We start from the raw sequence: 26,330 nt of genomic DNA on the forward strand, positions 1-26,330 counted from the left end.
AGCCGGGGTCCCGCTGCCTTGCTGACGGAAGAAGAAGCGGGATCCCGGCTCAAGGCCGGGATGACGGTGGAAAATCAGATACTTGTTTGGGTTCTAAACCTAGGGTGACGACTCAATCGGCAAACCCCGTCATCTCCGCTATCCCTTCCTCGTCATCCCCGCGCCGGCGGGGATCCAGGGCCAGGGGCAAGGTGCGCGAGGCTCGTTTTGCCGGTTCCGGCAAGCAAGCGCGTGATTGCTTCGAACATCCCTTGTTACCCTGGGTCCCCGCCTGCGCGGGGAGGACGGGCATAGTCTCAGGGGTTTGCTGACTGAGTCCTGATCGCCGGGCAGCGGAGCCCTATCGCGTATATCCGTTCACTCTGGCCCCTCCCTTTCAGGCAGGGGAGCCGTTGCTCACCCGCTATCGCCCTCGGCTCCGTGGCCGATGTCGATCAGCGCGGCGAGCACGTCGCGGGCGTGGCGGATCTTCTCCGCGCCCATCCGTGCGGCCAGCTCGGCATCGATCGCCACGCGCGCGGCGATCTGCGTAGCGGCGGCGGCGCGGCCGCGCTCGGTCAGCGTCACCGTCAGCCGGCGCCGGTCCGCCGGATCGACCTGCCGGTCGAGATAGCCGCGCAGCACCAGCGCATCGACCAGCTGGCCGGCCGCCTGCTTGCTCACCCGCAGCTCCCGGATGATCTGGGCGAGGGGCGCCTCGCCCAGCGCCAGCGCGCCGATCACATAGAGCCCGTTGCCGGGGATGTCGTCATAGCCGCTCGCCGCCAGCGCCGCCCGCATTGCGGCGCCATAGGTGTGGCGCGCATGGCGCAGCAAGGCGGGCAGGGGGATCGGAAGGGAGGATTCGTCCGTCACGAGGACTGTTTACAGTCCCGATTCAGGATAGTCAATATTATTGACTAAATCTGCCGCCTACAGGCCCGCATCTGCCAGGCATGGCGCGGTCCAGCCAATCCTCCCTGCTGGGGGTTCAGACGCCTTCGCGGATCGGCGCCCCCGCCACGCCGGGCACCGAGACGCGGAAGGCGAACAGGTCCCCCGCCTGCGGGTTCGCCGCCTTTTCCGCCGGGGAGAGATGCTTGTTGGCGGTGGTCGCATAGACCGTTCGCAGATCGGGCCCGCCAAAGGCGATCTTGGTGATCGCGTCGACGGGGAACGGCACGATTTCCAGCAGTTCCCCGGAGGGAGCGTAGCGCCGCACCGCCGATCCCTTGTAGAGTCCCACCCACAGGCAGCCCTCCGCATCCACGGTCGGCCCGTCGGGATAGCCCTGCTCGTTGGGGATGCGGGCGAATTCCCGCCGGTTGGCCAGGCTGCCGTCCGCGGCCAGGTCACAGGCATGGATCACGCCGCCCAGCGTATCGATATGGTAGAGCGTTCGCCCGTCGGGGCTCACCGCCGGGCCGTTGGTGATCGCGGCGAAGGGGCTCGCGGCGATGCAGCGGCCATCCGCCGCCAGCCGGTAGATTGCGCCGGTATCGGCCGCCTCGCTGTCGTCCATCGTGCCGAACCACAGCCGGCCGGCAGGATCGACGGTGGCGTCGTTCAGCCGGTTTCCCGGCTTTTCCGGCTCGGGATCGACCAGGTGCGCGAAGCCGCCGCCAGCCGGATCGAACCGGGCAAGCCCGGTCTGCAGCCCCGCGACGAACCCGCCGCTCGCCACGGGCAGCACGAAGCCCAGCTGGCCGGGTGCGGTCCAGCTGCGCTTGTCGCCCGTCGCCGGATCGTAGCGATGGACCTTATGCCCCTTGATGTCGACGAACCACAGGGCGGCGTCGCGCGCCACCCATACCGGCCCTTCGAGCAGCGGCGCGGCGAGCGACCAGACACTTGCCGGTGCCGAGGTCACCACGCCCATGGCTCAGCGCCAGCCCGCGTCGACGAAATATTCGTGGCCGGTGATCAGCCGCGCATCGTCCGAGGCGAGGAACAGCGCCATCGCCGCGATGTCGTCGGGCACCAGCCGGCCCTTCAGGCACTGGGACTTGACGATCTCGGCCTCGCCCTCGGGCGTGTACCATTTCATCTGGCGCGGGGTCTTCACATTGCCCGGCACGATGCAGACCGAGCGGATATTGTCGGGCCCCAGCTCGCGCGCGAAGCTGCGGGTCAGGCCCTCGATCGCGGCCTTGGCCGTCTGGTAGAGCGTCAGCTCCTCCAGCGCGAGGTGCCAGGAGATCGAGCCCAGGTTGATGATCACGCCGGCGCCCTTGGCCTTCATTCCCGGGATCACCGCCTGGGCGCAGAAGAACAAGTGCCTCAGGTTCACGTTGAGCCGGTTTTCCCAGTATTCTTCCGTGACTTGCTCGATCGTGTGGCGATCGTCGTTCGCGGCGTTGTTCACCAGGATGTCGAAGCTGCCGAAATCCTCGATCAGCCGCGCGATCCGGGCCTTGGCGCCGGCCACGTCGGTCAGGTCGACATGCTCATAGACCGGCGGCTGCCCCAGGCCGGCGAGGCCGGCGATCAGCGCCTGCGACTCCGTATCGGCGATATCGAAGAAGGTGACGTCGCAGCCCTGGCGGACAAAGCCCTCGACCATGCCGGCGCCGATGCCCGATCCGCCGCCGGTGATCAGCACGCGCTTGCCCTTCAGGCTCGGATAGAGGGCGCGCTGATCGCGAGTGAGCGGCACGTGCATGGGATCAGCTTCCGACATGAGAATAAGGTACCCTGGAATAGCGTTTAATTTGTCCGAGTAAATCGCTCACAGCAGGCCGCGGCCCGCCAGGTTGCGCATCAGCTCGCGGATGCCGAAGGTCCAGGGCGCGGCGGCCTTGGAGGTGGTGACGCGGTTGGCGAGCGTGCCGAGCTTCGGGCTCGAGATGCGCACCAGGTCGCCGTCCTTGTGGGTGAAGCCGCGGCCCGGATGGTCGCGGTCCTGGATCGGGGCGAACAACGTGCCGAGGAACAGCGCGAAGCCGTCCGGATATTGATGCTCGCTCAGCGCCTGGCGGACCAGCTCGGTGGGATCGCGGCTGATCTGGCTCATCTTGTTGGTGCCCTCCAGGCGATAGCCCTCGGGTCCGTCGATGACCAGGTCGATCTCGGCGGCGCGGACATCGTCCATGGTGAAGCCGTCGTCGAACAGGCGGATGAACGGCCCCAGCGCGGTCGAGGCGTTGTTGTCCTTCGCCTTGCCGAGCAGCAGGGCGCTGCGCCCCTCGAAGTCGCGCAGATTGACGTCGTTGCCCAGCGTCGCGCCCCGGGGCATGCCGTGCCGGTCGACGATCAGCACCACTTCGGGCTCGGGATTGTTCCAGTCGCTGTCCGAGCGCACGCCGATGTCCGCCCCCCAGCCGACCGCGGAGAGCACGGGCGCCTTGGTGAACACCTCGGCATCGGGGCCGATCGCGACTTCGAGATATTGCGACCACATGCCCGCCTCGATCAGCGCGGCCTTCAGGCTCGCCGCCTCGGGCGTGCCGGGAACGACCGCGCGGATGCCCGAGCCGATCCTGGCCTCCAGGTCGCCGCGGATCGCCGCCGCCTTGTCGGCATCGCCGCGGGCGCGCTCTTCGATCACCCGCTCGATCGCCGAGAGCGCGAAGGTGACGCCGCAGGCCTTGACGCATTGCAGGTCGATCGGAGCGAGCAGGACGGGGCCGTTATCGCTACCAATGTCGGCCACGGCACCGATGTCGATGCCGGCCACGCTGGCCGGATCGACATGGTCGAGCAGATCGGAGACGGTCGCGGCGCTGGCCGATACGTCGAGGATCCGCCCGTCGCGCAGGATCACGGGGCTGGGCCCCGCTTCCGTCAGGACACGACCAACCAGAATCGCCTTGTCATGATCGACAGGCAGCACTTCCGCCGGAGACGCTTTCAAATCCTCTCGCCCCAATATCTGCTTTTGATAGCGCTACCATGCGGCGCCACGGGGTGGGCTGTCAAGCCGGTCGCGCCGCTTTACGCCTTATTGCGGAACCGCTTCCAGCAGCGCGAGGATCTCGCCGACGATGTCGGCCGGCGGGCGCATCGCCCCGTCCGTGCTGGCGTGCACCATCCGCCACGGGCCGAGCAGGCCGCCCGCCACGATCGCTTCGTAATTGCCCCGCACGCGCTGCTGGAGCGCGACATCGGCCTCATATTCGTCGAAGCTCTTGCTGGTATAGCTGCGCTCGGCCTTTTGCAGGATCAGCGCGCGCGCCAGTTCCCAGGGCGTGTTCAGATAGATGGAGAGGGCGGGGGCGGGCAGGGCGAACTGGCCGGTCTCGAGCGCCAGGATCCATTCCATCAGCGCGCGGCTCTCCTCCGCCGGCACGCGCGCGCCCTGATAGGCCATGTTCGAGGCGACATAGCGGTCGAAGATCAGCACGTCATGCGCCGCGGCCGCGGCCAGGATCTGGTCGCGCCACTCGAACCGGTCGAGCGCATAGAGCGTCGCGGCGGCATGGGGGCGCACCGGCACCGGCATGTCGCCGGCCATGTAGCGGCCGATCGTCACGCCGGCGACGGTCTCGCCATAGCGCGGGAAGCCGATCACCGTGGCGGTCTTGCCCGCTGCCTGGAGCGTTTCGCAGAGCAGCCTCGAAATGGTGTTCTTGCCGACGCCGTCGGCGCCCTCGATCGCGACGATGATCCCCATGGGAGCGCGCCCTAGCACGGGCGCCGCGATCAGAGGAAGACGGCAGAGACGATCGCGGCCAGGCGCGCCGGATCGCAGTCGTCGAGCGAGATTTCCATGTCGGGATTGATGCTGTAGCCGATCATCCGCCCGTCGCGGCCCGATGCGACCGAGAGCAGCCGCCAGCCTTCCTCCTCGCGCAGCGCGGCGAGCCCGCCGGGCACCGGCAGGCGATCGGGATCGGCGACCACGATCGCCTGGGCGGGCAGGCCGCCGCCCAGCGTGGCGCGGCACACCTTGAGGCCGAAGGCGCGGGGCCCCGCGATATGGGGGGCTTCCACGGTCTTGCCGGTCGGCTGGTGGCCGATCAGGCCATGGGGCAGGGGCGCGCCGAAGACCGGCAGCAGGCGGATCGCAGTTACCGGCGCGCCAGGGAGCGGCAGCGGAGTCGCGGCCGGAACGGCGGCCGGCGCGGGCGCCTCCTCGCGCAGCGCCGCCAGCAGCTCGGCGACGCGCTCGCGCGTGCGGGCGATCCGGGTCTCGGGATTGGCGATGGTGGCGAGGAACGCATCGAGCACGCCGGTGGCGCGGCGCTTCTCCACCTCGGCGCGCAATGCGGATTCGTCGGCGACGCCGAACAGCGCGAACAGCGCGCGCTGGACGGCCGGGTTCCAGCGGCCGAACGGCTTCTGCGCATTCTCCACGCGCGAGAGATTGACCGGCGGCAGGCCATAGTCGCGCTCGATCATGGCGATGGTCAGCGCGGGATCGAGCGTGCGGCGGGCGCGCAGCGCGGCCCCGAGCAGCACGGCGAACCGCTCCTCCTTCAGGTCGATCTGGGCGCCGTCGCTGAACGGCTCGGCCCAGGCGGCGATGTCGAAATCGGCGGCATCGATGTCGAGCAGCAGGTCGGCCGGGGCGATGCCGAGCGCGGCGGCGACGCGGCGAAGCTCGTCCGGCCGCGCGACGACTTCGCCGCGTTCGATCTTCGAAAGACGAATATAGGGGATCTGCGGAATCGTCGCCGAGAGGCGCAGCAGTTTGGCAAAGCCGTGCCGCTGCCGCTGTTCGCGCACCCGGTTCGGAAAGACAATTGCACGATAGAAGTCGATCATGGGTTCGCCTGCGGGTCCCGCCCGCATCTTACCCCTGCCGTTCGCGCTTGCCATGACCGATCCCCTCGATTCTGAGGGTATCTTGAAGCAATTCAAGGATAATACAAGGTAAACGGCATTCCGTTAGTGGAATGAACCTGCCGCATGGCCCCCGGTCAGCAGCCCGCACGGGCCGGCCGGATCAAGGTCGAGGATCATCGCCAGCGTGCTTTCGCCGGTGGCGTGGCGGAGCAGCCAGCCCGCGGCAGAAGGCGCGGGATGATCGGGGGCGAAGGCCACGCCGGTGCCGTCGGTGATCGCGCCCAGCGCGCCCGGCGGCGTCGGCCAGCGGCCGGCGAGATAGTCGAGCAGTGCCGCCGCGGCATCCTGGAGCGCACCTTCGTCGGTGTCTTCCGGGCAGAAGGCGTCGGGCGTGGCGGAGATGATCGCGACACGCCGGAAGTCGCGGCGGCGCCACCACAGCAGGTGGATCTGGCCGTCGGCAGTCGCCTCCAGGCCGAGGATCAGCTCGCTGCCGGCCGGCAGCAGGGGACGGGCCAGTCGCGCCACGTCCTGCGCGAGCGCGGTCAGGCGGCGATTGGGGCGCGGCAGCGAACCGGGGAAATCCTCGGTGCCGTGCCAGTCGAAATTGCGATGCATCGGTTCCTCCAGCCCTCTCGGGAGCATTATAGGATGGGACGGGACGCGCGTGGCGTTCCGATGCGATCAGTGGAGCGAGGCGCTCGACGGCGCCGGGGCGGCGGCGAGCTGGACCGCTTCGACCCGCTCTGCCTGCTCGCCGGCGGCCGTCGTGGCGACAGGCGAAAGCGTGCTCGGGTCGACGGCGCGGACGCTGGCCAGGCGATTGTGCGGCAGGCTGGCGTCGGGAAGGATCGGCGTGGTGCGCGCGGCCGGGGCGGGGCGGCGCTTGGGGGCGCCCGGCTGGCCATATTCGGCCATCACGGCGAAGCGCGGGTCGTTCGCCGCGATCTCGGCGATCGCCTTGGCGGCGCGCTTGGTGATCTGGCGGACGCGCTCCTTGGTGACGCCGGTTTCGAGCGAGAGGTCGTCGAGCGTGGCGGTCTGGAACACGCGGCGCTCGACGATCTCGCGATCGCGGCTCAGCTTGGCCTCGAGCTTCTCCAGCTCGGCGGGATCGACGCCATGGGTGGCGGAGCGCAGGCGCGGCCCCTCGGTGCGGCGCAGCGCGGCCTCGGCGCGCTTCGGGCGCGGCCGGCGGCGAAGGGCCTCGACGCCGACCTTGCGGAGCTGGTCGACATAGGCGTCGATGAGCTGGGAGACGGCGCCCTCGGCGAGATAATCGGAAGCGGCGGCCTCGGTGCGGGCGACGGCATCCTCGTCCTCGATCATGGCCTCGGGGGCGATCTCGTCGCCATCGGTGGCGGTGAGGGCACTGAGCGAGACGGTGGTGGCCTCGACCTTCTTGGCGGAGGGGCGCTGGTCGGTCATCAGGCGGAAGCGCAGGCTCTGGAGCTCGCCGCGGATCTGCCAGTTCACGAAGGTGGTGAACTGGGCCTTGGTGGGATCATAGGATTCGATCGCGCGGTGGACGGCGATGGCGCAGCACTGCTCGGCATCTTCCCAATGCGCGGTCAGGCCGTACTGGCGGACGAAGTGGCGGATGCGCGGGGCGATCAGCTTGAGGATCTGGGCAAAGGCGCGGTCGACATACACACGCTGGCGGTTGGTACGGGCGGCGCCGTCCTTCGGTGTATTCTCGATGACGGTAGCCACCGCTGCTTCCAGCGCGATCGTGATCTTCGACATTGCGTATCCCCTGTTTCGTCCGGGCCCGCCGGGTCTCGGCTGCCGTTCACAGGGGCAACATGGCTTCTAATCCTTTAACAGAACCCTTAAAATCCTATATGTAGTCCTACCAGTGTCGATTTTTCGGCGCAGCGCGCTTCTCCGCATAAAATACGGAAATGGTGCGATATTTATGGAATTCGGCGCCTGAAAGGCCGCCGATCCCATCATTATAGGATAAAATAATTTAGCCGGCGAATTGTTCCGGACGGATTCGGCGATCGATGAATCCGAGCAGCCATTGGCGGTGCGCCTGGGTGGCGTTGCCGGCCGCGGCGATTCGCTGATCGGCCGCGCCGCCGCCGATCTGGGCGGCCAGCAGCATGCGCGCGCGGCCCGGATCGATCCCGCCCGCAAGGAACTTCCTCGCGTCGCCGAGCCCCAGATGATGGGTGAGATAGGCCGACTTGGCCAGGGTCTCGGCATCGGTGTGCACGCGGATGCCCGATTGCTCGAGCCGCGAAAGATTGACCTTGGCGAGATCGGCGATGCCCAGGATCGAGGCCTGGCCGTCATAGCGCAGCGCCAGCAGCTCGCTGCGTGCGCCGGGCAGCACCTGGCCGCGTCCGTCGAGCCAGCCGCGCTCGGCGGCGAACTGGTTGAGCCAGGTGCCCGAAATCTCGGCGAGATGCTCCCAGGTGCCGCTCAGGAACTGGCCGAGCCCGGCCGCGCTCGAGCGGGGATTGCGCGACATGGTGTTCCAGCTGCCGTCATGCCCCTTGGCGGCCTCGGCGTCGACGATCGCGGCGAGCGCGGTTGCCGGAATGCCGGTGCGCGCCTCGGCCATGGCGAAGGCGGGCGCGAAGCGGGTATTGGCGCCGAGCGCGAGGCCCGATGCCACCGCCCCCCTGGCGACGGAGACGGTAGCCTCGGTGCCCATCGCCGCGGCCATGGCGCGGCTGCGTTGTTCGGCGGTGTCGCCGATCGCGCCGCGCAGATCCTCGATGCAATCGTCGGCAAAGTCCTTGACGGCGGCCTTGCGGTGGCAGGCACAGGCGCAACCGCAATTGCAACCCTGCACGCCGTTCGCCTGGCCGCCGATCCGGCCGCCCAGCAGGTCGAGCAGCGAATCGCCGCTCAGGCCGTTCTGGCCGATGCCGTTGCCCTTGCGGTCGTCGCGTTCGCCGTCGCCGAGCGCGGCACGCCACAACCGGCTGGCGAGCTCGGTCTGCGCTTCGGTGTAGATCACCTTGGCGCGATTGGCGGGGCTGAGCTGGGAGAGGTCGGCGCGCGGGATCATGCGCTGCGCTCCGCGTTGCGGCGCGCGACGACCAGCTTCGCGGCGGCGATATCGTCGATCATCGCCTGCTCGGCCCCGGCGGCGGCGCGCTCGGCTTCGTCCTTGAAACGGTCGGCCGCGCCTTCGATGGCGCGCATCGTGCCATAGGCTTCCACGGCCTGGGCACGCAGATGGGTGAGCCGCATCGTGGCCAGCTGCGCCTGCTGGTCGAGCCGCGCGCGCTCCACCTTCATCCGCAGCCGCCAGGCGTCGCTGGCAACGGGCACGCTGGCGGCGAGCACGCGCTCCTCGCGCATGCGGGCATCATGCGCATGCGCCTGGTGGTTGAGCGCGGCGATCGTCTCGATCTCGACGCTGATCGACACCTTCACCGTGTCGACCTCGCGGCGCTGGACGCGCAGGGCGGTGTCGAACGGCGTCATTCGTCCATCTCCATGCTGAGCGCGACGATCTCGCCGAGCGCGGCGAAGGCGGCATCGGCATTGCCCTCGTCGTTCTTGCCCTGGTTGAGCATCGCCTCGATCTGCGGGGCGAGCGTCACGGCGCGGTCCACCTCGGGCGAGGAGCCTGCCTTGTACGCGCCCAGCCGTACCATCTCCTCCATGTCGGAATAGGTGGACAGCAGCTTGCGCGCGCCGACGCGGATGTCGTTCTGCGCGTCGTTCATGCAATGCGGCAGCGTGCGCGAGACGGACTTGAGGATGTCGATCGCCGGATAGCGGCCACGCTCGGCGATCGCGCGGCGCATCACGACGTGCCCGTCGAGGATGCCGCGCACCGCATCGGCGACCGGCTCATTATGGTCGTCACCATCGACCAGGACAGTGAACAGCCCGGTGATCATGCCCTTGCCCGGTGCGCCGGGGCCGGCGCGCTCGAGCAGGCGGGGCAGCTCGGCGAAGACGGTGGGGGTATAGCCCTTGGTCGCCGGCGGCTCGCCGCTCGCCAGGCCGATCTCGCGCTGCGCCATGGCGAAGCGAGTGACCGAGTCCATCAGGCACAGCACGTTGAGCCCCTGGTCGCGGAAATACTCGGCGACGGCGAGCGTGGTCCAGGCAGCCTGGCGGCGCATCAGCGCGGGTTCGTCCGAAGTGGCGACGACGACGACCGAGCGGGCCATGCCCTCCGGACCCAGATCGTCCTCGATGAATTCCTGCACTTCGCGGCCGCGCTCGCCGATCAGGCCGATGACGGCAACGTCGCACTGGGTCCAGCGCGCCAGCATCGAGAGCAGCACCGACTTGCCGACGCCCGAGCCCGCGAACAGGCCGAGCCGCTGGCCGCGGCACAGCGGCACGAACAGGTCGAGCGTGCGCACCCCGGTCTCGATGCGTTCACCCACCCGGGCGCGATTGGCGGCGGCGGGCGGCGGCGCCTTGATCGGCTGCGGATCGGCGCCATTGGGGAGGGGGCCAAGCCCGTCGACCGGGCGGCCGAGCCCGTCGACCATCCGGCCGAGCCAGGCCTGGGAGGGGCGAACGCTGAACTGGCCGGCGCCAAGCTCGGCGCGGGCGCCCAGGCCCACCCCCTGCGGATCGACAAAGGGCAGGCACAGCGCGACTTCGCGGTCGAGCGCGGTCACTTCCGCCTGGACGATGCCGCCCGGCGCGGCGATCTCGATGCGGCTGCCGATCTGCGCGGCGCCGGCGAGCCCTTCCACTTCGATCAGCGCGCCGCGCACCGCGACGACACGGCCGAAGCGGCGATCGGGCGTCATGTCCCGGATCGCGCGGGCTGCGCTGGCGAGCGTCTGCACCTTGTGGCCCTCAGGCCGCCTGCGGGGCGGCGAGGGCGTCCTCGAACGCAATCACCTCGCGCGCGCTGGCCAGTGCCTTGTAATATTCGCCCTGGGCGATCTCACCGGCGAAGCGGATGCAGGCCGACTTGGCTTCCGGCGCATCGAGCGCAATGACGAGCGCGCCGACCAGCCCGACCACGATGTCGTGATGGCCGTCGCGGTTCGCCGGATCGATATAGGCGAGCATCGCGGCGAAATAGAGCTGGCGCGCGGGCGTGGTCGCTTCCTCGGGGCGCATGATCTCGCGCCCGCGCAGGATCGACACCTGATTCTCCACGGCGATCTGGGTGCGGCCCACCGCGCGGATCACCGCGCCGTTGACGATCGCCTTCTCGCCGTCGCGAAGGGTGATGCGGAGCATTGGGGAACAGCCTTTCGTTCGTCTGGCTGCATTATAGGATGCCTTTTGCGTCGCCGGCGCCGCACCCGGCAATTTTTGCCCAGCATAATCTTATCTTGCCCCGCTTTGGGTCTTCGCTTCGCTCATCCTACAATTGAGGCGTGGCCCGCGCGCGTTCCGTGGGCATCGACGGGAGTTAACGTCTTGAGCCTCTATTCCGCTCTTTATGCCGGCGTCTCGGGCCTCAACGCGCAGTCGAGCGCGATGGCGGCGGTCGCCGACAACATCACCAACATCAACACCATCGGCTACAAGGGCGTCGAAGCCCAGTTCAAGACGATGGTGACGGATGGCCGCGCCCGCTCGAGCTATTCGGCGGGCGGCGTCGTCGCCGCGCCGATCGCGATGATCTCGAAGCAGGGCATGATGCAGGCGTCGAGCAACAGCACCGACATCGCGATCGACGGCAAGGGCTTCTTCGTCACCCGCACCGCCGCCGGCGGCCAGGGCGAGGTCGCCTTCACCCGCGCCGGTTCGTTCCGCGCCGACGAGGAAGGCTATCTGAAGAACCCGGCGACGGGCCTGTACCTCTATGGCTATCGCCTCGATGCCGAGGGCAAATATGTCAACACCGGCAATCTCGACGACCTGGAGGCGATCCGCGTCAGCGACCTGACCGGCACCGCGGCGGCGACGTCGCGCATCCAGGCGCGCATCAACCTCAACACCGCGACCGACGTCTCGCCGGCCGCTGCCGGCTACACCCAGGGCGACCTGGCGAAATACGCGGCCGACAATACGTTCACGCCGAAGACCGAGAACCAGTTCCAGCGCTCGTTCACCGTCTATGACCAGCAGGGCGGCTCGCACACGCTGAACATGGCCTTCCTCAAGACCGGCCCGAATGCGTGGAAGGCCGAAATCTATTCGAGCCCGCCGGGCGACATCATGAATACCAGCGTGACTCCGGCGGTGAAGAGCACCAACGGCTTCATCGCGGGCGGCGACGTCAAGTTCAAGCCGGACGGCAGCCTCGATCTTCCGGCGGGCAGCTGGCTGAACAGCGCGCTGAACATCACTTACTCCAACCAGGCGGCCTCGGTGCCGATCAAGCTGGAACTGGGCAGCGACGGCAAGATCGACGGCCTCACCCAGTTCGGCCAGCCGAGCTCGCTGATCTCGGGCAACACCGATGGCGGCACGCTGGGCAATCTGTCGCAGATCGAGATCACCAAGGAAGGCGTCGTCAACGCCGTGTTCGACGACGGCACCACCCGCTCGGTGTTCCAGCTCCCGCTGGCGACCTTCCAGAACCCGGACGGCCTCACCCGCGTATCCGGCAATGCCTATAACGCCAGCCGTCTTTCGGGCGGCTTCACGCTGAACGAGCCGGGCGAGCTGGGCGCGGGCGCCATCGCGGCGAACTCGCTGGAGGCCTCGACGGTCGACCTGGCGGGCGAGTTCACCAACATGATCCGCTTCCAGCGTGCGTACAGCGCGTCGTCGAAGATCATCACGACGGTGGACGACATGCTGCGCGAAGTCAGCGACCTCAAGCGCTAACACCAAAAGAACGTAGGGGAACATGGCGCTCAACGACATTCTCGGTACCGCGGTGTCCGGCCTGGCAGCAGCCCAGGCCGGCCTCCGCGCGGTTTCCAACAACATCGCGAATGTCGGGGTGGCCGGCTATGCGCGCGAGCGCGTCAACCTCACCACGGGCGTGGTCTCGGGCCAGGTCAGCGGCGTCGTGGTGGGCGAGCCCACCCGCGTCGCCGATCGTTTCCTCGAGGCGACGGTCTATAACCGGGCGGGCGATTACGGCCGCACCGAAGTGACCGCCAACTATCTCGACCGCCTGCAGGCGCTGCTCGGGCAGCCAGGGGCCTCTTCCGGCCTCTCGGCGCGCCTCGACGCGGTCTCAGCCTCGGCGGTGGCGATGACCGGTTCGCTGGGCTCCACGCAGACGGTGGCGCAGTTCACCAACGACGTGCAGGATGCGATCAGCTCGATGCAGCAGATGGACAATGACGTGTCCCGGCTGCGCTCCGACGTGGAATCGGAGGTCGGCTATTCGGTCGACAAGATCAACACGCTGCTCAAGCGCATCTACGATCTGAACGGCACGGTGGCGCAGGCCACCGGCCTCGGCCGCAGCGCCGGCGGCGCCGCCGATCAGCGGATGAGCGCGATCGAGGAGCTGAGCGGGCTGATGCAGGTCACTGTCCGCGACCAGGCGGACGGCCGCGTCACCATCGAGACGGCCAATGGCCAGATGCTGCTCGACAAGCGCCTGCGGCAGCTCTCCTATCCCAGCGCGGGCGGGGCTTCGCAGCCCACCTATCCGCCGATCGAGGTCCGTTTCGCCCAACCCGACGCGGCCACCGGCGACAAGATCGATTCCGCCGCGATCGGCGGCAAGCTGGGCGGATTGCTCGATCTGCGCGATCGCGCGCTGCCGGCATTTTCCGAGCAGCTCGGCACGCTGTTCACCGGCCTGTCCCAGGCGCTGAACTCGGTGTCGAACGCGGGCAGCACCGTGCCGCCTCCGGCCGCGCTCAACGGCCGCAACAGCGGCATGGCGGGCAGCGATCGCCTGGGCTTCACCGGTGCCGCGACCTTCGCGGTCACCAAGGCGGACGGCACGCTGGTCGCCAGCACCAAGATCGATTTCGACGCACTCGGCCCGAACGCGACGATCGACGACATGGTCACCGCGATCAATACCGGCCTGGGCGGCGCCGGCACGGCGAGCTTCGCCAACGGCAAGTTCAGCATCGTCGCCAACGGCGCCGGCAACGGCGTGGCGATCGGCCAGGATGCGACCAAGCCCAGCGCGCGCGCCGGGCAGGGCGTCTCGCAATTCTTCGGGCTCAACGATCTCGTCCGCAGCGACGATTCCTCGCTGGTGCCTTCGGGCTTCGCGGCCGGCGATCCGCATGGCTTCGCCACGGGCGAGACCACGCAGATCGTGCTGCGCGACAGCTCCGGCCGGGCGCTGACCAGCTATACGCTGACGCCCGCCACCGGCGGCACGTTCGGCGATCTCGTCAACGATCTGAACGGCAGCCCGCTTTCCAATTTCGGCACCTTCTCGCTGGACGATAGCGGGCGCCTGCGCTTCGCGCCGGCAGCGAGCGTCGCCGGCGCTACCCTCTCGATCCCGGCGGATTCGACCAATCGGCTCGGCACCGGGCGCTCCTTCGCGCAGATGATGAACCTCACCGGCGCGTCGAGCGGGCTCGGCAGCGCGCAGGTCCGGCCCGACATCCTCGCGAACGCGTCCAAGCTCGGCCTCGCCCGGCTGCAGGACGTCGCGGTGGGCGCCAAGGCGCTCGGCTCCGGCGACACGCGCGGCGCCACCGCCTTCGTCAACAAGCTCGGCAGCGCGATCGATCTCGGCAAGGACGGCAAGTCGACCGTCGATGCCTTTGCCAGCAACCTGATGGGCCGCATCGGCCTCGATGCGAACCAGGCCAAGGGCCAGCTGGCGGATGCCACGGCGCGCCGCGATGACGCGATCAATCGCCGCGACAGCTTCGCGGGCGTCAACATCGACGAGGAACTCTCGCAGATGGTGGTGCTGCAGAACAGCTATTCGGCGGCCGCGCGCGTGATCTCCACGGCGAACGACATGTACGACACGCTCCTCGGCATGGTCCGATAGGGCCGGAAGAAGAAGGGAAGACCCATGACCCGCGTTGCCACCATTCCGCTCCAGCGCACCATGGCGGGGGCGATCTCGCGCGCGCAGGAGCAGCTGGCCGACACCCAGCGGCAGCTTTCGACCCGCAAGAAGGCCGCGACCTTTGCCGATCTCGGCACCGAGGCGGTGCGCAATCTCTCCGCGCACTCGCTGCTCGCCCGCCAGGACGCGCAGGCCACCGTGTCGAAGCGCGTCGGCACCACCCTCTCGCTCTACCAGGCCAATCTGGAGGGCATCGACGATGCCACGTCGGATCTGCGCACCAGCCTGATGAAGGCAGTCGGCACCGGCGATTCCGCCGGCCTGCAGGAAGCGATCCAGACTGCCTTCGATCAGTTCCGCACCTCGCTCAACGCCTCGGAAGGCGGCACGCCGCTGTTCGGCGGCAGCCAGATCGATCAGGCGCCCTTCTCGGTGGACACGCTCGCCCAGGCGGCGACGACCCCCGCCGCCAATGCCTTCCACAACGACACCGTGCGCGCCAATGCGCGCGTGGCCGATGGCGTGGACATCAGCTACGGCGTCGGCGCGAGCGAGATCGGCGCCAATCTCTACGAGGCGTTCCGCACGCTCGGCCAGGCCGGGGACATCGGCGTCAAGCCCACCGATGCGCAGATGGATGCGATCAAGCAGGCGGTGGCGCAGCTCAATACCGGCCTTGGCGACGTGCGGGCGATCAACGCCGACAACGGCCGCAAGCAGAACCAGGTCGACACGCTGACCGCGCGCGGCGAGGCCCGCGGCCTGGTGCTGCAGGGCGTGATCCAGGACAATGAGGATGCCGATCTCGGCCAGGTCGCGATCGATCTCGCCCAGCAGAAGACCGTGCTCGAGGCGAGCTATTCGGTGTTCGCCCAGCTGTCGGGGCTGAACCTGACCGCCTATCTGAGATAGGGGGCGTTCCGGTCTTCTGGGGGTTGAGCTGACGCTTGATCAGCGAACCCCGTCATCCCCGCCTGCGCGGGGATGACGAAGGACGGTGAGTCCTCAACTTGGTTGTTGGCCTGCTTGCAATGTAGGGTTTCGCCTGCTGGGCTGGCGCAGCCGGTGCGCGTTGCCGGCCGCTCTTTCGCCGCGTTGGAAAAATAGGATCGCATTCGCGCAAGGAAGTTGCGCGATGTGCTGGGTTCCCGTGAAATTAGGGAAATTTGGATCTCGCGAGGCTCGCACGGGGTGCGGCCTTTGCGACCTTTCGAGCAGCGGGGCGAGCCGCGACGTTGGAACCGTCCGCTCGCCCCGGCGGCTCAGCCCCCGGCGTCGAGCAGGTCGCCGATCGCGCCCGCCGGGCTCGCCTCGGGGATGGCGCCGATCGCGGCATCGAGCCTGGCCGGGTCGATCCGGTCGAGGCTGGCGGTCAGCATGTCGAATGCGCCGGCGGTGGGCAGGCCCTTGAACGCCGGGGCATAGCGGCCGTGCAGCGCGCGTAGCCGGTCCTCGCGGCCCAGCATCGCCAGCGCGACGGCATAGCGCAGCACCGCCGCCTGCTGCGGCGCGCCCAGGCCCCTGCCGGAGGGCAGGCCCTTTTCACTCTCCGTCACGAAGGAGCCCCAGTCCTGGGTGCGCCAGTGGATCTCGGCGCGCACCGCCGCGCCGTCCGGCACGCCGTCCAGCGCGGCCGCGGCGGCGTCGTCCTTGCCCAGTCGATGGAACGCCACGGCTTCCATCCGCTTGCGGTCCCAGCGCATCTGGGCGGTATAGCTCGGCTGCTCGGTGGCCTGCAGCGCCTTGAGTGCCAGGTCGGGCCGGCCGGCGAGGATCTGGAGCATCGCCACGCGCACGGAGAGCGGGCCCTGGGCGACGTCCTGCGCGCGCTGGGTCAGCTGATAGGACAGCAGCTCGGCGGCGCGGGCATAGAGGCCGGCGGCCTGGAGCCGATCGGCCAGGCGGTTGGCGAGCAGGTCGCCATCGCCGCCCGAGGGGGCCAGCTCGCGATAGTCCCAATAAAGGCCGGCGGCCTGGGCGAGCGGCACGCCGCTCTCCGGCGCCAGCACCGCGCTCAGCGATTGCTGCAGCTCGGCGAGCATCGGTCCGGCCTGGGTGCCCAGCTTGAAGTAGCGCAGCAGCGTGGCGCCGCTCTTCAGCTCGGCGCGCAGGTCCTGCTGTTCCTTGGCCAGGCCATATTCGATGGTCAGTGCCCGCCGCTCGACCGGGCCGCCGCGCCAGCCGAAGCGCATCGCGTCGAGCTGCCGGATCGCCTCGGGCGGCGCGATCGCATGGCCGGCGATCGACACTTCGATCGCGCCGAGCCGGGCGCCGGCCTTCGCCTCCGGGGTGCCGGTGAGCGCCGCGCGCTCGAAGCGCAGCCGGGCGCCGGCCAGATCCTTCTGCGCCAGCAGCGCGCGGCCGCGCAGCAGGTTGGCGTCGCCGTTCCGGTCGTCGAACAGCTGGAGCCATTGCAGCGCGGGCCGCGGCTGGCCGGCATCGATCGCGGCACCGGCCGCGGCGAGCATGAAGGGCGCGCGGTCGCGCGGGGTGCGGGCGTTGATCGCGTCGCGGGCGCAGCCGATCTGGCCCATCGCCTCGGGCGCGGCGCCCGAATGGGCGAGCGCGCGCATCCGCCAGGCACATGCCTCCGCATTGCCGGCGAGCTCGGCGGTGCTCAGCGATTCCACGGCTTCGGCGTCGCGGCCGAGCAGCGTGAGCGCCGCGCCGCGCGCGAGCTGATAGGGGGCGACGAGCGCCAGGTCGGGATCGGCCAGGCGCATCGCTTCGAGCACGCCCAGCGCCTCGGCGGCGCGATCCTGGTGGATCAGGCCCTTGGCGAAGCTCCAGCGTACCGATTGGCGCGTGTCGGGCGTCGCGGTGGCGAGCTGGTGCCACGCCTCGGTGCCGGTGACGCCGGTCCAGCCGTCCGCGCCGGTGATCATCGGCAGTTGCGCGAGCGTGGCGGCGAAGCGGGGCAGCGCGATGCTCGGGATCACGGCGGCCGGCGTGGCCGCGGGGGCGGGCGTGGCGGCCGGCGCGGGGGAGCCGTGCGGAGCCGGCGCAGTGACGGCGGGCGCGGTGGTGGCGCCGGCGGCGAGGGCCAGGAACAGGCTGCGCATCAGCCGAGCCCGAACGGCCGGATCGCGACGACGGCGATGCCGCCGCCGATACAGGCGAGCAGGAAGAGGATGGCGTGCAGCATCGGCAGCGGCGCCCTGGCCGGAGCGGGGGCCGGAGCCGGCGGGCGGACGATCTCGGCCGTCTCCTCGATGGTCATCCGCACATTCGGATGCCTTCCATTATCGACGACACGCATCTTTCTGGGGCGCTGATCGTGGCTCAACTCGTCACCTGCTCGCTGATTCCATTCTATTATAGAGGGATGGGTGCCCGATGCGGGCGCCGGGCATCGATATCGGAGGACAGGATCTTGCGACGCGAAACGCTGGTGGCACTGGGGCTGGCGGCATTGCCGCTGCCGGGCGGTGGCGCACAGGCATCGGGCGGCGGCGCCGCCGCGGGCGAGGGCCTGTATCTCGTGCCCATGGAAGAGATCACCGTGCCGATCGTGGACGCGGATCGCGTCAACGGCGCCCTGCGCTTCAAGCTGGTGATCGACGCGGGCTCCGCCGAGATCGCCTCGAAGCTGGGTGATGAGATGCCGATGCTGCGCGCGGCGACGCTGGCGGCGGGACTGGAGTTCGCCCGGCTCAATGCCTCGGCGCTTCGGGCGGTCGACGCGCAGCGGCTCGACCATGACCTTACCGCCGCCCTGCGGGCCGCCGAGCCCGGCCTGGTCCGCGTGCTGATCGTCGAAGTCGACGCCCGCACCGGCTGAACGGGTCTCCGGCAATCGACGACAAGAAAGCGCCGCCCCGGCATGATGCCGGGACGGCGCTTTCTTGTCGTCGATGTCGATGTCAGCGGCGTGCGGTCGCGACCGGGCCCATTGCCTGGCCGGGCTGGGGGCGGATCACCGCCGCCGCCGGCGGATGGGCGGCATTGCGGCGCGCCATCGCCATGCTGAGCGCAGCCGCTCCCTTGGGCGTCATCGCCGCCATGATCATCGCGGTGGAGCGCTCGCGCATCCGCTGCGCGACCTTCATCTGCACTTCCATGTCGAGCTGCTCAAAGACCACCGCGGCGGCCTTGGGCTTCATCGCCTGGTAGATCCGGGCCAGCTCGTCAAACTGCGAGTCCGCGGGGGAAGGCGCGCCGCCGGGGGCAGCGCCGGCCTGCAACTGCGCCTCGTCCTGCTTCCGGCGGGCCTCCACATCGGCGGCCAGCCGGGCGGAGGCGGCCTTGGCCGCCTGCTCGCGCAGGTCGAGCCCGCGCTTGCGGCGGGCGGCGGCGACATCGCGGTCGCTCATGTCCTGGGTGATCGCGTTGCCGAGCCGGGTCTGGCCGGTGTCCTGCTGGCCGGTCGCGATCGTCGCCGCATTGGCGACCACCGCGAGCCCGGTCACGCCGGCGGTGAGCAGGAGCAGCGAGGGGCGGGCCATCACGCGGCTTCCGCCAGCGGAGCGTCGCCCTTGGTTTCGACCACCGGCTCGCCCGCTTCCTCGTCGCGCTGGGCATTGGCCATGCCGACCGCGTTGACGATCCGCTCGGCGGCGGCGTCGGCGATGCCGGTCATCAGGCTCAGCTCGTCGCGCAGCTCGCGGGCACGCTCGACCAGCTGGGCGTGGCGGGCGCAATCGGTGCCCAGCGTGTGCTTCATGTCCGACAGCACGGCGCGGGCCTGGACGGTGGCGACCTGCAGCGCCTCGACCACCTGGGTGAGCGCGCCGTCCTTCACGGTGCGCAGGCTCTTCATCATCCGCACGCTCTGCACGAGCACGGCCATGCACAGGATGATCGTCAGCACATTGGCGAGTAGCGCGATGCTCATTGCTTCACCTTCTTGTCGGAGGAAACGTCGTTGATCAGGCGGACGGCGACCTGGCCGTTGCGCTGGCCGATCTGGCCCTGGGCGAGCTTCACGCCGCCGCACGCGACGTCGAGCGCGTCGTCCGGGCTCTTGTGGAGCGCGATGGTCTGGCCGATCTCGAGGTTGCGCAGCTCGGCGATCGACATCGCCTTCTCGCCCAGCAGCACGCTCATCGAGACATTGGTCTTGCGCACCTCGGCGGCCATGTGCGCCTCCCAGATGCTGTCGCGGCCGCTCTTCTCGCCCATGAAGCGCTGGAGCAGCTTGTCGCGCACCGGCTCCAGGGTGGCATAGGGGAACACCAGGGTGAACCGCCCGCCGCGCCCGTCCATGTCGACGCGGAAGGTCGCGGTGGCGCAGATGTTGGACACGCCAGCGATCGCGGCGAAGCGCGGATTGGTCTCGATGCGCTCGAGATGCATGTTCACCGGCTCGATCGGGGCGAAGGCCTCCGAGAAGTCGTTCAACGCCAGCGTCAGCATGCGCGAGACCAGGCCGGTCTCGATCGTAGTGAAGGCGCGGCCGTCGATCACCATCGGCGAGCCGCCGCCGCGGCCGCCGAGCAGTGCGTCGACCACCGAGTAGATCAGGTTCGAATCGACGGTGACGAGGCCGTAGCTCTCCCATTCCTCGATCTTGAACACGCCCACCATCGCGGGCAGCGCGACCCGGTTCATGAATTCGCCGAAGCGCGTGGAAGTCACTTCCTCCAGGCTGACGTCGACGCCGTCCGAGGTCAGGTTGCGCATCGAGCTCGCGAAGGAACGGACCACCCGGTCGCACACCACTTCGAGCATCGGCAGGCGCTCGTGGCTGATGACCTTGGATTCGATGACGGCGCGCAGGCCGGACTTGCGGGCGATCGGGCCCACATCGCCGAACAGGGCATCGATATCGGCCTGGTCGAACACGCCGCTGCCCATGTCGCCGGGAGGAGCGGGAGGATCGGGAAGATCGAAATCCTCGAGGTCGATCATTGCTGCACCAGGTCCTGGATGAGGATGTCCTTCACCTGGCCCGCGCCGAGCGTGGCGGTGGCGCGCACCATCATCTCTTCCTTGATGCGGAAGACCGCGGCGGATCCGGACAGGTCCTCCGGGCGGAGCTCGCGCAGGAAGGGCTGGAAGCTGTCGAGCACCAGCGGCAGCTTGTCCTTCAGCCCGTCCGGGGCGACGCCGTCGCCCGGCACGATCATGAAATGGATCTTGAGGAAGCGTGCCTGGCCGTCGGGCGAGCGCAGGTTCACCAGCATCGCGGGGACGTCGACAAAGGCGTCCTTGCCCGCATCGCCCGCCGCCGCCTCGCCATGGCCGCCGCTTGCCGCGGCATCCTTCGCGCCGCCATGCGCATCCTTGGCGTCTTCCGCCCTGGCGCTGGAGCCGGAGAGCATGAAGGCCGCGCCGCCACCGCCGCCAAGCAGCAGCACGCCTGCCGCGGCACCGATGAGGATCAGCTTCTTCCTCGATTTGGGCGTGGCCGCCTTCGCGGCTTCCGCACCCTCCTCGATGATTTCCGGAGACGACATTCCCTGGTGACCTTCCGAAATCTGCGCGCCGACACCGCGTCGATGCATTTTCTCCTATTATAGGATCAGCGCCCGGCAATTGTTGCCTAGTGCGAATTTTTGAGGGACGTCCGGTGGACATTTCTTCCTATGTGCTGCTGAGCCAGGAAACGGCGCTGCGCCGTCGCATGGACGTGGCGGCGAACAACCTGGCCAACATGAACACGGTCGGCTTCAAGCGCGAACAGCCGGTCTTCCGCGAATATGTCGAGAAGACCGACAGCGCGGTGAAGCCGGCGAAGCAGACGTCGTTCGTGCTCGATTACGGCGCGGTCCATGATTTCAGCCAGGGCGGCTTCCAGGCCACCGGCAACCCGCTCGACCTGATGATCGAGGGGCAGGGCTATTTCACGGTCCAGGCGCCCGACGGCAGCACCGCCTATACGCGGGCGGGTCAGCTCAAGATGCTGCCGACCGGCGAGCTCGCCACCTCCAGCGGCAACAAGGTGCTGGGCGAAGGCGGCAAGCCGATCACCATCCCGCAGGAAGCCGCCAACCAGGTCTCGATCGGCAAGGACGGCACGGTCAACGGGCCCGGCGGCCCGTTCGGCCGCGTCACCGTGACTCAGTTCGACGAGGCGGGAGTGGATCCGCGCGGCGACGGGCTGTTCAGCGGCACCGGCGGCCGCGAGCTGCCGTCGGAGCAGACGCATCTGGTGAGCGGCGGCCTCGAAGGCTCCAACGTCAACGCGATCCAGGAAACCACCGACATGGTGGAGATCCTGCGCGCCTATCAGACCAGCCAGAACCTTTCCCAGAGCATGAACGACATGCGCAAGTCGGCGATCGACCGGTTGAGCAAGGTCGGCTGAACCCCATTACGAGCATAAGGAACTAGCTCATGCGTACGCTTTCCATCGCCGCGACGGGCATGCTCGCGCAGCAGACCAATGTCGATGTGATCTCGAATAACATCGCCAACATGAACACCACGGGCTTCAAGCGCCAGCGCGCCGAGTTCCAGGATCTGCTCTACGAGCAGGTCGTGCGTCCCGGCTCGGCCACCAGCGCGCAGACGATGAGCCCCACCGGCATCCAGATCGGCTCGGGCGTGAAGACCGGCGCGATCTACCGGATCAACGAGCAGGGCGCGACCCAGCAGACGGACAACCAATATGACCTGGCGATCCAGGGCCATGGCTATTTCCAGATCACGCTGCCCGACGGCACGACGGGCTATACCCGCGACGGCTCGTTCGGCGTGTCGGACCAGGGCGAGCTGGTGAACTCGGACGGCTTCCCGGTCCAGCCGGGCATCACCGTGCCGCAGAACGCGGTGAGCGTAACCGTCTCCAAGACCGGCCAGGTCGATGTCGTCCTTTCGGGCAACCCGACGCCGCAGACGCTCGGCCAGCTCCAGCTCGCCACCTTCGTCAACGAAGGCGGCCTGGAGGCCAAGGGCGGCAACCTGTTCCTCGAGACCGCGGCTTCGGGCGCGCCGATCGCCGGTGCCCCGGGCGATCCGGGCTTCGGCACGCTGCTGCAGGGCTTCGTCGAATCCTCGAACGTCAATCCGGTGGCAGAGATCACCGCGCTGATCACCGCGCAGCGCGCCTATGAGATGAACAGCCGCGTGGTGAAGACCGCGGACGAGATGCTGGCGACGACCAGCCAGCTGCGCTGATGCTGGGCGTTCTCGGCCTCGCGCTGCTCGGTCTCGCCGCGCCCGAGGAGGTGCCGGTCGCCGTGCTCGGCCATGCCGTGCAGAAGGGCGACCGGATCGAAGCGGGCGACTTCGCGGTCGAGCAGCGCCCCGCCGCCACGGCGCGCGGCGCGCTCACCATCGACCAGGCCGCGGGCATGGAAGCCGCGCGCAACCTGCCCGCGGGCACGGTGGTACGCCAGGCCGATCTGATGCGCCCGCAAATGGTGCGGCGCGGGGAGCCGGTGACGATCCGCATCGTCAGCGGCCCGCTGATCATCACCGCCGCGGGCCGTGCGCTCGGCGGCGGCGCCAAGGGCGAGGCCGTGCGGGTCGTCGCCAATGCAACCAATCGCACGCTGGACGGGGTCGTCGAGGCCACGGGCGCCGTGCGCATCGTCACGCCTTGAGGGAAGCTATCATGCGCAAGATCATTCTCGCGGCGGCCATCTGCGCCACGCTTTCGGGTTGCGGCGCCGTCGGGCGCCTGAAGCAGGTGGGCAAGGCCCCCAAGCTTTCCGAGATCCAGCCGGTCGAGGCGCCCGAGATCGAGCCGTCGCTGGCGATGCCGTCCGAGCGCGTTCGCGGCGCGACCGCCAATGGCACCGTGGCGATGCGGCAGCAGCCCCAGCAGGGGAACAGCGCCTCGCTGTTCCGCACCGGCGCCGGCGCGCTGTTCCGCGACCAGCGTGCGAACAAGCTCGGCGATATCCTGACGATCAAGATCAACATCGCCGACAAGGCGGACCTGGGCAACAACACCTCGCGCACCCGTGGCGGCAGCGAGAGCGGCGGCCTGGGCGGCCTGCTCGGCATCGGCCCGGTGAAGAAGCTGCTCGGGGCCGATGCCAATGCCGCGCTCGAGACCAATTCGGGCTCCAAATATGCGGGTGGCGGCACCACCGCGCGGTCGGAGACGATCAACATGACGATGGCCGCCATCGTCACCCAGGTGCTGCCCAACGGCAATCTGATGATCAAGGGCCGCCAGGAGGTCCGTGTGAACTTCGAGATGCGCGAGCTGATCATCACCGGCCTCATCCGTCCGGAAGACATTGCCCGTGACAATTCGATCCGCCATTCGCAGATCGCCGAGGCGCGCGTGATCTATGGCGGCAAGGGCCAGCTGACCGACGCGCAGCAGGCGCGCTGGGGCCAGCAGATCTACGACGCGCTCTTCCCCTTCTGAAGAAGGCGCCAGGATTTGGAGAGGATCGCCTCGCAGCTCGTGCTGCGGGGCGATTTTCGTTTGTGAGGCGGGCCCGTCTCAACTCAAATCGTCATCCCGGCGAAAGCCGGGATCTCGTGCGGCTCCTGTCCCGCGCCATCGCCAGGGATCCCGGCTTTCGCCGGGGTGACGATTTGTGCCCAAGCGTCTGGAATCGCTGGATCGATCAGCAAGCCTCACCTCTTAACATCGTGGTAACCATCTAAATTCGCGTGGCAATTTTGGTCATCCTATAATTCATCCCACAATGATCATGCGGGCGTACCGATCACGTTCCGTCGCGAACCGGCGTCTCCGGTTCGGGCCGCAGAAGCAGCCCTTGATCCAAGAAGGATAGTGAAATGGCATTTTCGGTTAACACCAACGTCGGTGCGATGGCGGCTCTCCAGAGCCTCAACGAGACCAACCGGGGCCTGTCGCAGGTTCAGAGCCGCATCAACACCGGCCTGAAGGTTGCGTCGACCAAGGACGACTCGGCTTCGTACACGATCGCTCAGGGCCTGCGTGGCGACATGGGCGGCCTCGCTGCCGTGTCTTCGTCGCTGAGCCGCGCCAAGAGCGTGACCGACGTGGCGGTGGCTGGCGCCGAGCAGATCTCGGACGTCGTGAACCAGATGAAGGCGAAGGCCTATCAGGCCGCCGACGCCGGCATCGACACGTCGACCCGTGACGCGCTCAACGCGGACTTCGTTGCTCTGCGTGACCAGATCACCACGATCGTGAACTCGTCTGACTTCAACGGCACGAACCTGCTGAAGGCTTCGGGCGGCACCGTGACGGCCCTGCAGTCGCTGCAGGACTCGAACACCAGCTCGACCACCTGGGATCCGGACTCGCTGAGCGTTGCCAACCAGGGTCTCGACCTTGGCGGCTCGGTCGTCACGATCGCTTCGGGCGGCAACATCAGCAGCCAGGCTTCGGCGCAGGCGATGATCGACACGATCACCACGACCCAGGCGAACCTGAAGACCAGCCTGAGCACCCTCGGCGCGGCTTCGCGCAAGATCGATGCTCAGTCGACCTTCACCAGCAAGCTCTCCGACGTGATCGAGGGCGGCATCGGCAACCTTGTCGACGCCGATCTCGCCAAGGAATCGGCGAAGCTGCAGGCGCTGCAGGTCAAGCAGCAGCTCGGTGTGCAGGCTCTGTCGATCGCCAACCAGGCGCCGTCGACCATCACCTCGCTGTTCCGTTAAGGCCGGACTTTTCCCTGGAGTCTATGGCCCTGACGAGGAGGCCGGGACGCAAGTCCCGGCCTCCTTTTTCGTGCCCGCAATTTTCTTGCGTGCGCCGCCCCGCCAATTGGTTGACGCCTCTATAATGATCCCAAGAGGAGGATAGAGCCTTGTTTCCCAGGATCAGAGAAATCACCGATGCGTTCGGCGGCCGCCTTCAGGTGAGCGTCGAGGAGCATCCCTCGGGCGCGCTCGTCGTGCTCGAGCGGCCGGACATGGCCGGCCGGCCGCGCGTGATGCTTGACGGTTATGGCGTCGACATCCTGTCGGGCTACATCATGTCGGCGCGCCTCGCCGTGCCGCACGACCTGCCGGATGAGCATATCGACGGCGTGTTCGCCACGCGCTTCCGCCTCGGGCTGGATCCCTGCGCCGCGCTTGCGCTCCATCAGTCGGACGGCCCGACACTCGATATTCCCGCGCCTTTCTGGGATCGGCTCTATGCCGAACTGTGTCTGGTCGCGGCGCATGCCCGCGAGCTCGGGCGGCGGGCGGAAGCGCGGGTCCACTGATTTCGCAAAACCACATACGGGCTTGCCCGTACTACGCCGCAAGCCGGCTTTGAGGCATTTAATACAAAATTCACACGAACAGGTCGGGGGCAGACAAATGGGCGTTGGTGAAATCAGGCAGGGTTCGGAAGCGGCGGCCGGCTACACGGTGACGTTAACGCTAACGGTCGAGGATGCCCGGGCGCTTTGGGCGGCTGCCGCCGATCGCGGCCTGGCGGCGCCGGGCGCGACGCTGGCGGACGTGCTCGACACGATCGGCCCGCGCGAGGATCCGTCGATCGCCGATTGCATTGCGATGCTCACCGCGCCCGCCGCATTGCCGGGCTGCGCGCTGGAGGCGTATGAAATCGCCGAGGCCGGGGACGAGCTGCCACCGATGCAGATCATCAAGCTGCCGACGCAGCCGATCCTGCGTGCCGCGCACGCCTGATCCACGGATCCATTTCGAGAACCGCGAACGGGGCCTTTCGGGGCCCCGTTCTGCTTTAGGTTGGGGACTCATATACTTCCTTCGTCACCCCGGCCTTGCGCCGGGGTCCCGCCATCTCGACAGCGCAAGTAGAAGCGAGGTCCCGGCGCAAGGCCGGGGTGACGGCGGGAAATCAGATACTTGTTTGGGTTCTCACCCTAGGTTGAGAACCTATATATCTGTTTGAGTTATTGTCGTAATATGTGTGGTAGATGAGTTTGGCGGAGGGGATGGATGTCACGTCATCTGT

Annotated in this window: 30 protein-coding genes; 11 read left to right on the forward strand and 19 right to left on the reverse strand. The window is 68.3% G+C overall.

Annotation, left to right across the window (positions count from 1 at the left end):
• Positions 1-396 precede the first annotated feature (396 nt).
• From ACIQCS_RS23320 to ACIQCS_RS23375, 12 genes are all read right to left on the reverse strand, one after another.
• On the reverse strand, positions 397-855 hold the full coding sequence (locus tag ACIQCS_RS23320) for a MarR family transcriptional regulator (protein ID WP_345847913.1): 459 nt from the start codon (positions 853-855) through the stop codon (positions 397-399).
• Positions 856-970: 115 nt separating this feature from the next.
• Complete coding sequence (locus ACIQCS_RS23325) at positions 971-1,858, reverse strand: SMP-30/gluconolactonase/LRE family protein (RefSeq protein ID WP_345847912.1); 888 nt, start codon at positions 1,856-1,858, stop codon at positions 971-973.
• A gap of 3 nt (positions 1,859-1,861) precedes the next feature.
• Positions 1,862-2,641 (reverse strand): SDR family NAD(P)-dependent oxidoreductase, encoded by a 780-nt coding sequence (locus tag ACIQCS_RS23330; RefSeq protein WP_401531914.1) that lies wholly within the window; start codon positions 2,639-2,641, stop codon positions 1,862-1,864.
• Between the two features lie 66 nt (positions 2,642-2,707).
• Entirely contained in the window at positions 2,708-3,832 is a 1,125-nt protein-coding gene (locus ACIQCS_RS23335; protein ID WP_345847909.1) for a fumarylacetoacetate hydrolase family protein, read from the reverse strand.
• An 87-nt stretch (positions 3,833-3,919) separates the two neighbouring features.
• Positions 3,920-4,591, reverse strand: a complete 672-nt coding sequence (locus ACIQCS_RS23340; RefSeq protein WP_345847908.1) for a thymidylate kinase — start codon at positions 4,589-4,591, stop codon at positions 3,920-3,922.
• A gap of 29 nt (positions 4,592-4,620) precedes the next feature.
• Positions 4,621-5,685 (reverse strand): helix-turn-helix transcriptional regulator, encoded by a 1,065-nt coding sequence (locus tag ACIQCS_RS23345; RefSeq protein ID WP_345847907.1) that lies wholly within the window; start codon positions 5,683-5,685, stop codon positions 4,621-4,623.
• A 123-nt stretch (positions 5,686-5,808) separates the two neighbouring features.
• On the reverse strand, positions 5,809-6,324 hold the full coding sequence (locus tag ACIQCS_RS23350; protein WP_345847906.1) for a hypothetical protein: 516 nt from the start codon (positions 6,322-6,324) through the stop codon (positions 5,809-5,811).
• A 66-nt stretch (positions 6,325-6,390) separates the two neighbouring features.
• Positions 6,391-7,452: a sigma factor-like helix-turn-helix DNA-binding protein gene (locus ACIQCS_RS23355; RefSeq protein ID WP_345847905.1), complete on the reverse strand. Its 1,062-nt coding sequence runs from the start codon at positions 7,450-7,452 to the stop codon at positions 6,391-6,393.
• Between the two features lie 226 nt (positions 7,453-7,678).
• On the reverse strand, positions 7,679-8,731 hold the full coding sequence (locus ACIQCS_RS23360) for a peptidoglycan-binding protein (protein WP_345847904.1): 1,053 nt from the start codon (positions 8,729-8,731) through the stop codon (positions 7,679-7,681).
• On the reverse strand, positions 8,728-9,153 hold the full coding sequence (locus tag ACIQCS_RS23365) for a hypothetical protein (protein ID WP_345847902.1): 426 nt from the start codon (positions 9,151-9,153) through the stop codon (positions 8,728-8,730). Before ACIQCS_RS23365 ends, ACIQCS_RS23360 begins: the two co-directional genes overlap by 4 nt.
• Positions 9,150-10,487, reverse strand: coding sequence for a flagellar protein export ATPase FliI (gene fliI / locus ACIQCS_RS23370; protein WP_345847900.1), 1,338 nt, complete (start codon positions 10,485-10,487; stop codon positions 9,150-9,152). Before fliI ends, ACIQCS_RS23365 begins: the two co-directional genes overlap by 4 nt.
• A 10-nt stretch (positions 10,488-10,497) precedes the next feature.
• The gene (locus ACIQCS_RS23375) at positions 10,498-10,890 is read right to left on the reverse strand and encodes a flagellar biosynthesis repressor FlbT (protein ID WP_345847899.1); all 393 of its coding nucleotides are present in this window, start codon (positions 10,888-10,890) and stop codon (positions 10,498-10,500) included.
• A 183-nt stretch (positions 10,891-11,073) separates the two neighbouring features.
• On the opposite strand from ACIQCS_RS23375, the gene ACIQCS_RS23380 reads away from it, so the two are divergent.
• From ACIQCS_RS23380 to ACIQCS_RS23390, 3 genes are read left to right on the forward strand one after another with little or no spacing between them, the layout of a single operon-like run.
• Positions 11,074-12,432 (forward strand): flagellar hook protein FlgE, encoded by a 1,359-nt coding sequence (locus tag ACIQCS_RS23380; protein WP_345847898.1) that lies wholly within the window; start codon positions 11,074-11,076, stop codon positions 12,430-12,432.
• Positions 12,433-12,454: 22 nt separating this feature from the next.
• Positions 12,455-14,536 carry a FlgK family flagellar hook-associated protein gene (locus ACIQCS_RS23385; RefSeq protein WP_345847896.1) on the forward strand — a complete coding sequence of 694 codons (2,082 nt, stop codon included), beginning with the start codon at positions 12,455-12,457 and terminating at the stop codon, positions 14,534-14,536.
• A 24-nt stretch (positions 14,537-14,560) separates the two neighbouring features.
• Positions 14,561-15,469 carry a flagellin gene (locus ACIQCS_RS23390; RefSeq protein ID WP_345847894.1) on the forward strand — a complete coding sequence of 303 codons (909 nt, stop codon included), beginning with the start codon at positions 14,561-14,563 and terminating at the stop codon, positions 15,467-15,469.
• A 350-nt stretch (positions 15,470-15,819) separates the two neighbouring features.
• Here ACIQCS_RS23390 and ACIQCS_RS23395 read toward each other — a convergent pair whose 3' ends face one another.
• Both ACIQCS_RS23395 and ACIQCS_RS23400 read right to left on the reverse strand, forming a co-directional pair.
• Complete coding sequence (locus ACIQCS_RS23395) at positions 15,820-17,619, reverse strand: hypothetical protein (RefSeq protein ID WP_345847892.1); 1,800 nt, start codon at positions 17,617-17,619, stop codon at positions 15,820-15,822.
• Positions 17,619-17,783 carry a hypothetical protein gene (locus ACIQCS_RS23400; protein WP_345847890.1) on the reverse strand — a complete coding sequence of 55 codons (165 nt, stop codon included), beginning with the start codon at positions 17,781-17,783 and terminating at the stop codon, positions 17,619-17,621. The genes ACIQCS_RS23395 and ACIQCS_RS23400 overlap by 1 nt, the downstream gene beginning before the upstream one ends.
• Positions 17,784-17,930: 147 nt before the next feature.
• Here ACIQCS_RS23400 and ACIQCS_RS23405 point away from each other — a divergent pair, with 147 nt between their 5' ends.
• Positions 17,931-18,338 (forward strand): hypothetical protein, encoded by a 408-nt coding sequence (locus ACIQCS_RS23405; RefSeq protein ID WP_345847889.1) that lies wholly within the window; start codon positions 17,931-17,933, stop codon positions 18,336-18,338.
• 82 nt (positions 18,339-18,420) lie between these two features.
• Here ACIQCS_RS23405 and ACIQCS_RS23410 read toward each other — a convergent pair whose 3' ends face one another.
• From ACIQCS_RS23410 to ACIQCS_RS23425, 4 genes are read right to left on the reverse strand one after another with little or no spacing between them, the layout of a single operon-like run.
• Positions 18,421-19,002, reverse strand: coding sequence for a hypothetical protein (locus ACIQCS_RS23410; RefSeq protein WP_345847888.1), 582 nt, complete (start codon positions 19,000-19,002; stop codon positions 18,421-18,423).
• Complete coding sequence (locus ACIQCS_RS23415) at positions 19,002-19,391, reverse strand: DUF6468 domain-containing protein (RefSeq protein ID WP_345847886.1); 390 nt, start codon at positions 19,389-19,391, stop codon at positions 19,002-19,004. The genes ACIQCS_RS23410 and ACIQCS_RS23415 overlap by 1 nt, the downstream gene beginning before the upstream one ends.
• Complete coding sequence (fliM, locus tag ACIQCS_RS23420; protein WP_345847884.1) at positions 19,388-20,407, reverse strand: flagellar motor switch protein FliM; 1,020 nt, start codon at positions 20,405-20,407, stop codon at positions 19,388-19,390. Before fliM ends, ACIQCS_RS23415 begins: the two co-directional genes overlap by 4 nt.
• Positions 20,404-20,955, reverse strand: a complete 552-nt coding sequence (locus ACIQCS_RS23425; RefSeq protein ID WP_345847882.1) for a flagellar basal body-associated FliL family protein — start codon at positions 20,953-20,955, stop codon at positions 20,404-20,406. Before ACIQCS_RS23425 ends, fliM begins: the two co-directional genes overlap by 4 nt.
• Before the next feature lie 113 nt (positions 20,956-21,068).
• Between ACIQCS_RS23425 and flgF the strand changes: the two genes are divergently transcribed.
• The 4 genes from flgF to flgH are packed head-to-tail and all read left to right on the forward strand — an operon-like array spanning position 21,069 to position 23,825.
• Positions 21,069-21,806 carry a flagellar basal-body rod protein FlgF gene (gene flgF / locus ACIQCS_RS23430; RefSeq protein ID WP_345847881.1) on the forward strand — a complete coding sequence of 246 codons (738 nt, stop codon included), beginning with the start codon at positions 21,069-21,071 and terminating at the stop codon, positions 21,804-21,806.
• A gap of 29 nt (positions 21,807-21,835) precedes the next feature.
• Positions 21,836-22,618, forward strand: coding sequence for a flagellar basal-body rod protein FlgG (gene flgG / locus ACIQCS_RS23435; RefSeq protein WP_086130129.1), 783 nt, complete (start codon positions 21,836-21,838; stop codon positions 22,616-22,618).
• The gene (gene flgA / locus ACIQCS_RS23440) at positions 22,618-23,046 is read left to right on the forward strand and encodes a flagellar basal body P-ring formation chaperone FlgA (RefSeq protein ID WP_345847879.1); all 429 of its coding nucleotides are present in this window, start codon (positions 22,618-22,620) and stop codon (positions 23,044-23,046) included. Before flgG ends, flgA begins: the two co-directional genes overlap by 1 nt.
• Before the next feature lie 11 nt (positions 23,047-23,057).
• Positions 23,058-23,825 carry a flagellar basal body L-ring protein FlgH gene (gene flgH, locus ACIQCS_RS23445; RefSeq protein ID WP_345847877.1) on the forward strand — a complete coding sequence of 256 codons (768 nt, stop codon included), beginning with the start codon at positions 23,058-23,060 and terminating at the stop codon, positions 23,823-23,825.
• A gap of 83 nt (positions 23,826-23,908) precedes the next feature.
• Here the strand turns inward: flgH and ACIQCS_RS23450 are convergent, their stop codons facing one another.
• Positions 23,909-24,037 carry a hypothetical protein gene (locus ACIQCS_RS23450; RefSeq protein WP_401531922.1) on the reverse strand — a complete coding sequence of 43 codons (129 nt, stop codon included), beginning with the start codon at positions 24,035-24,037 and terminating at the stop codon, positions 23,909-23,911.
• Between the two features lie 168 nt (positions 24,038-24,205).
• On the opposite strand from ACIQCS_RS23450, the gene ACIQCS_RS23455 reads away from it, so the two are divergent.
• From ACIQCS_RS23455 to ACIQCS_RS23465, 3 genes are all read left to right on the forward strand, one after another.
• The gene (locus ACIQCS_RS23455; RefSeq protein WP_345847876.1) at positions 24,206-25,060 is read left to right on the forward strand and encodes a flagellin; all 855 of its coding nucleotides are present in this window, start codon (positions 24,206-24,208) and stop codon (positions 25,058-25,060) included.
• A gap of 149 nt (positions 25,061-25,209) precedes the next feature.
• Positions 25,210-25,611, forward strand: a complete 402-nt coding sequence (locus tag ACIQCS_RS23460) for a hypothetical protein (protein WP_345847874.1) — start codon at positions 25,210-25,212, stop codon at positions 25,609-25,611.
• A 97-nt stretch (positions 25,612-25,708) separates the two neighbouring features.
• On the forward strand, positions 25,709-26,041 hold the full coding sequence (locus ACIQCS_RS23465) for a hypothetical protein (protein WP_401531925.1): 333 nt from the start codon (positions 25,709-25,711) through the stop codon (positions 26,039-26,041).
• The last annotated feature ends 289 nt before the right edge of the window (positions 26,042-26,330 follow it).

The organism is Sphingomonas sp. NPDC092440, from assembly GCF_044754985.1.
Classification (GTDB): Bacteria; Pseudomonadota; Alphaproteobacteria; order Sphingomonadales; family Sphingomonadaceae; genus Sphingomonas.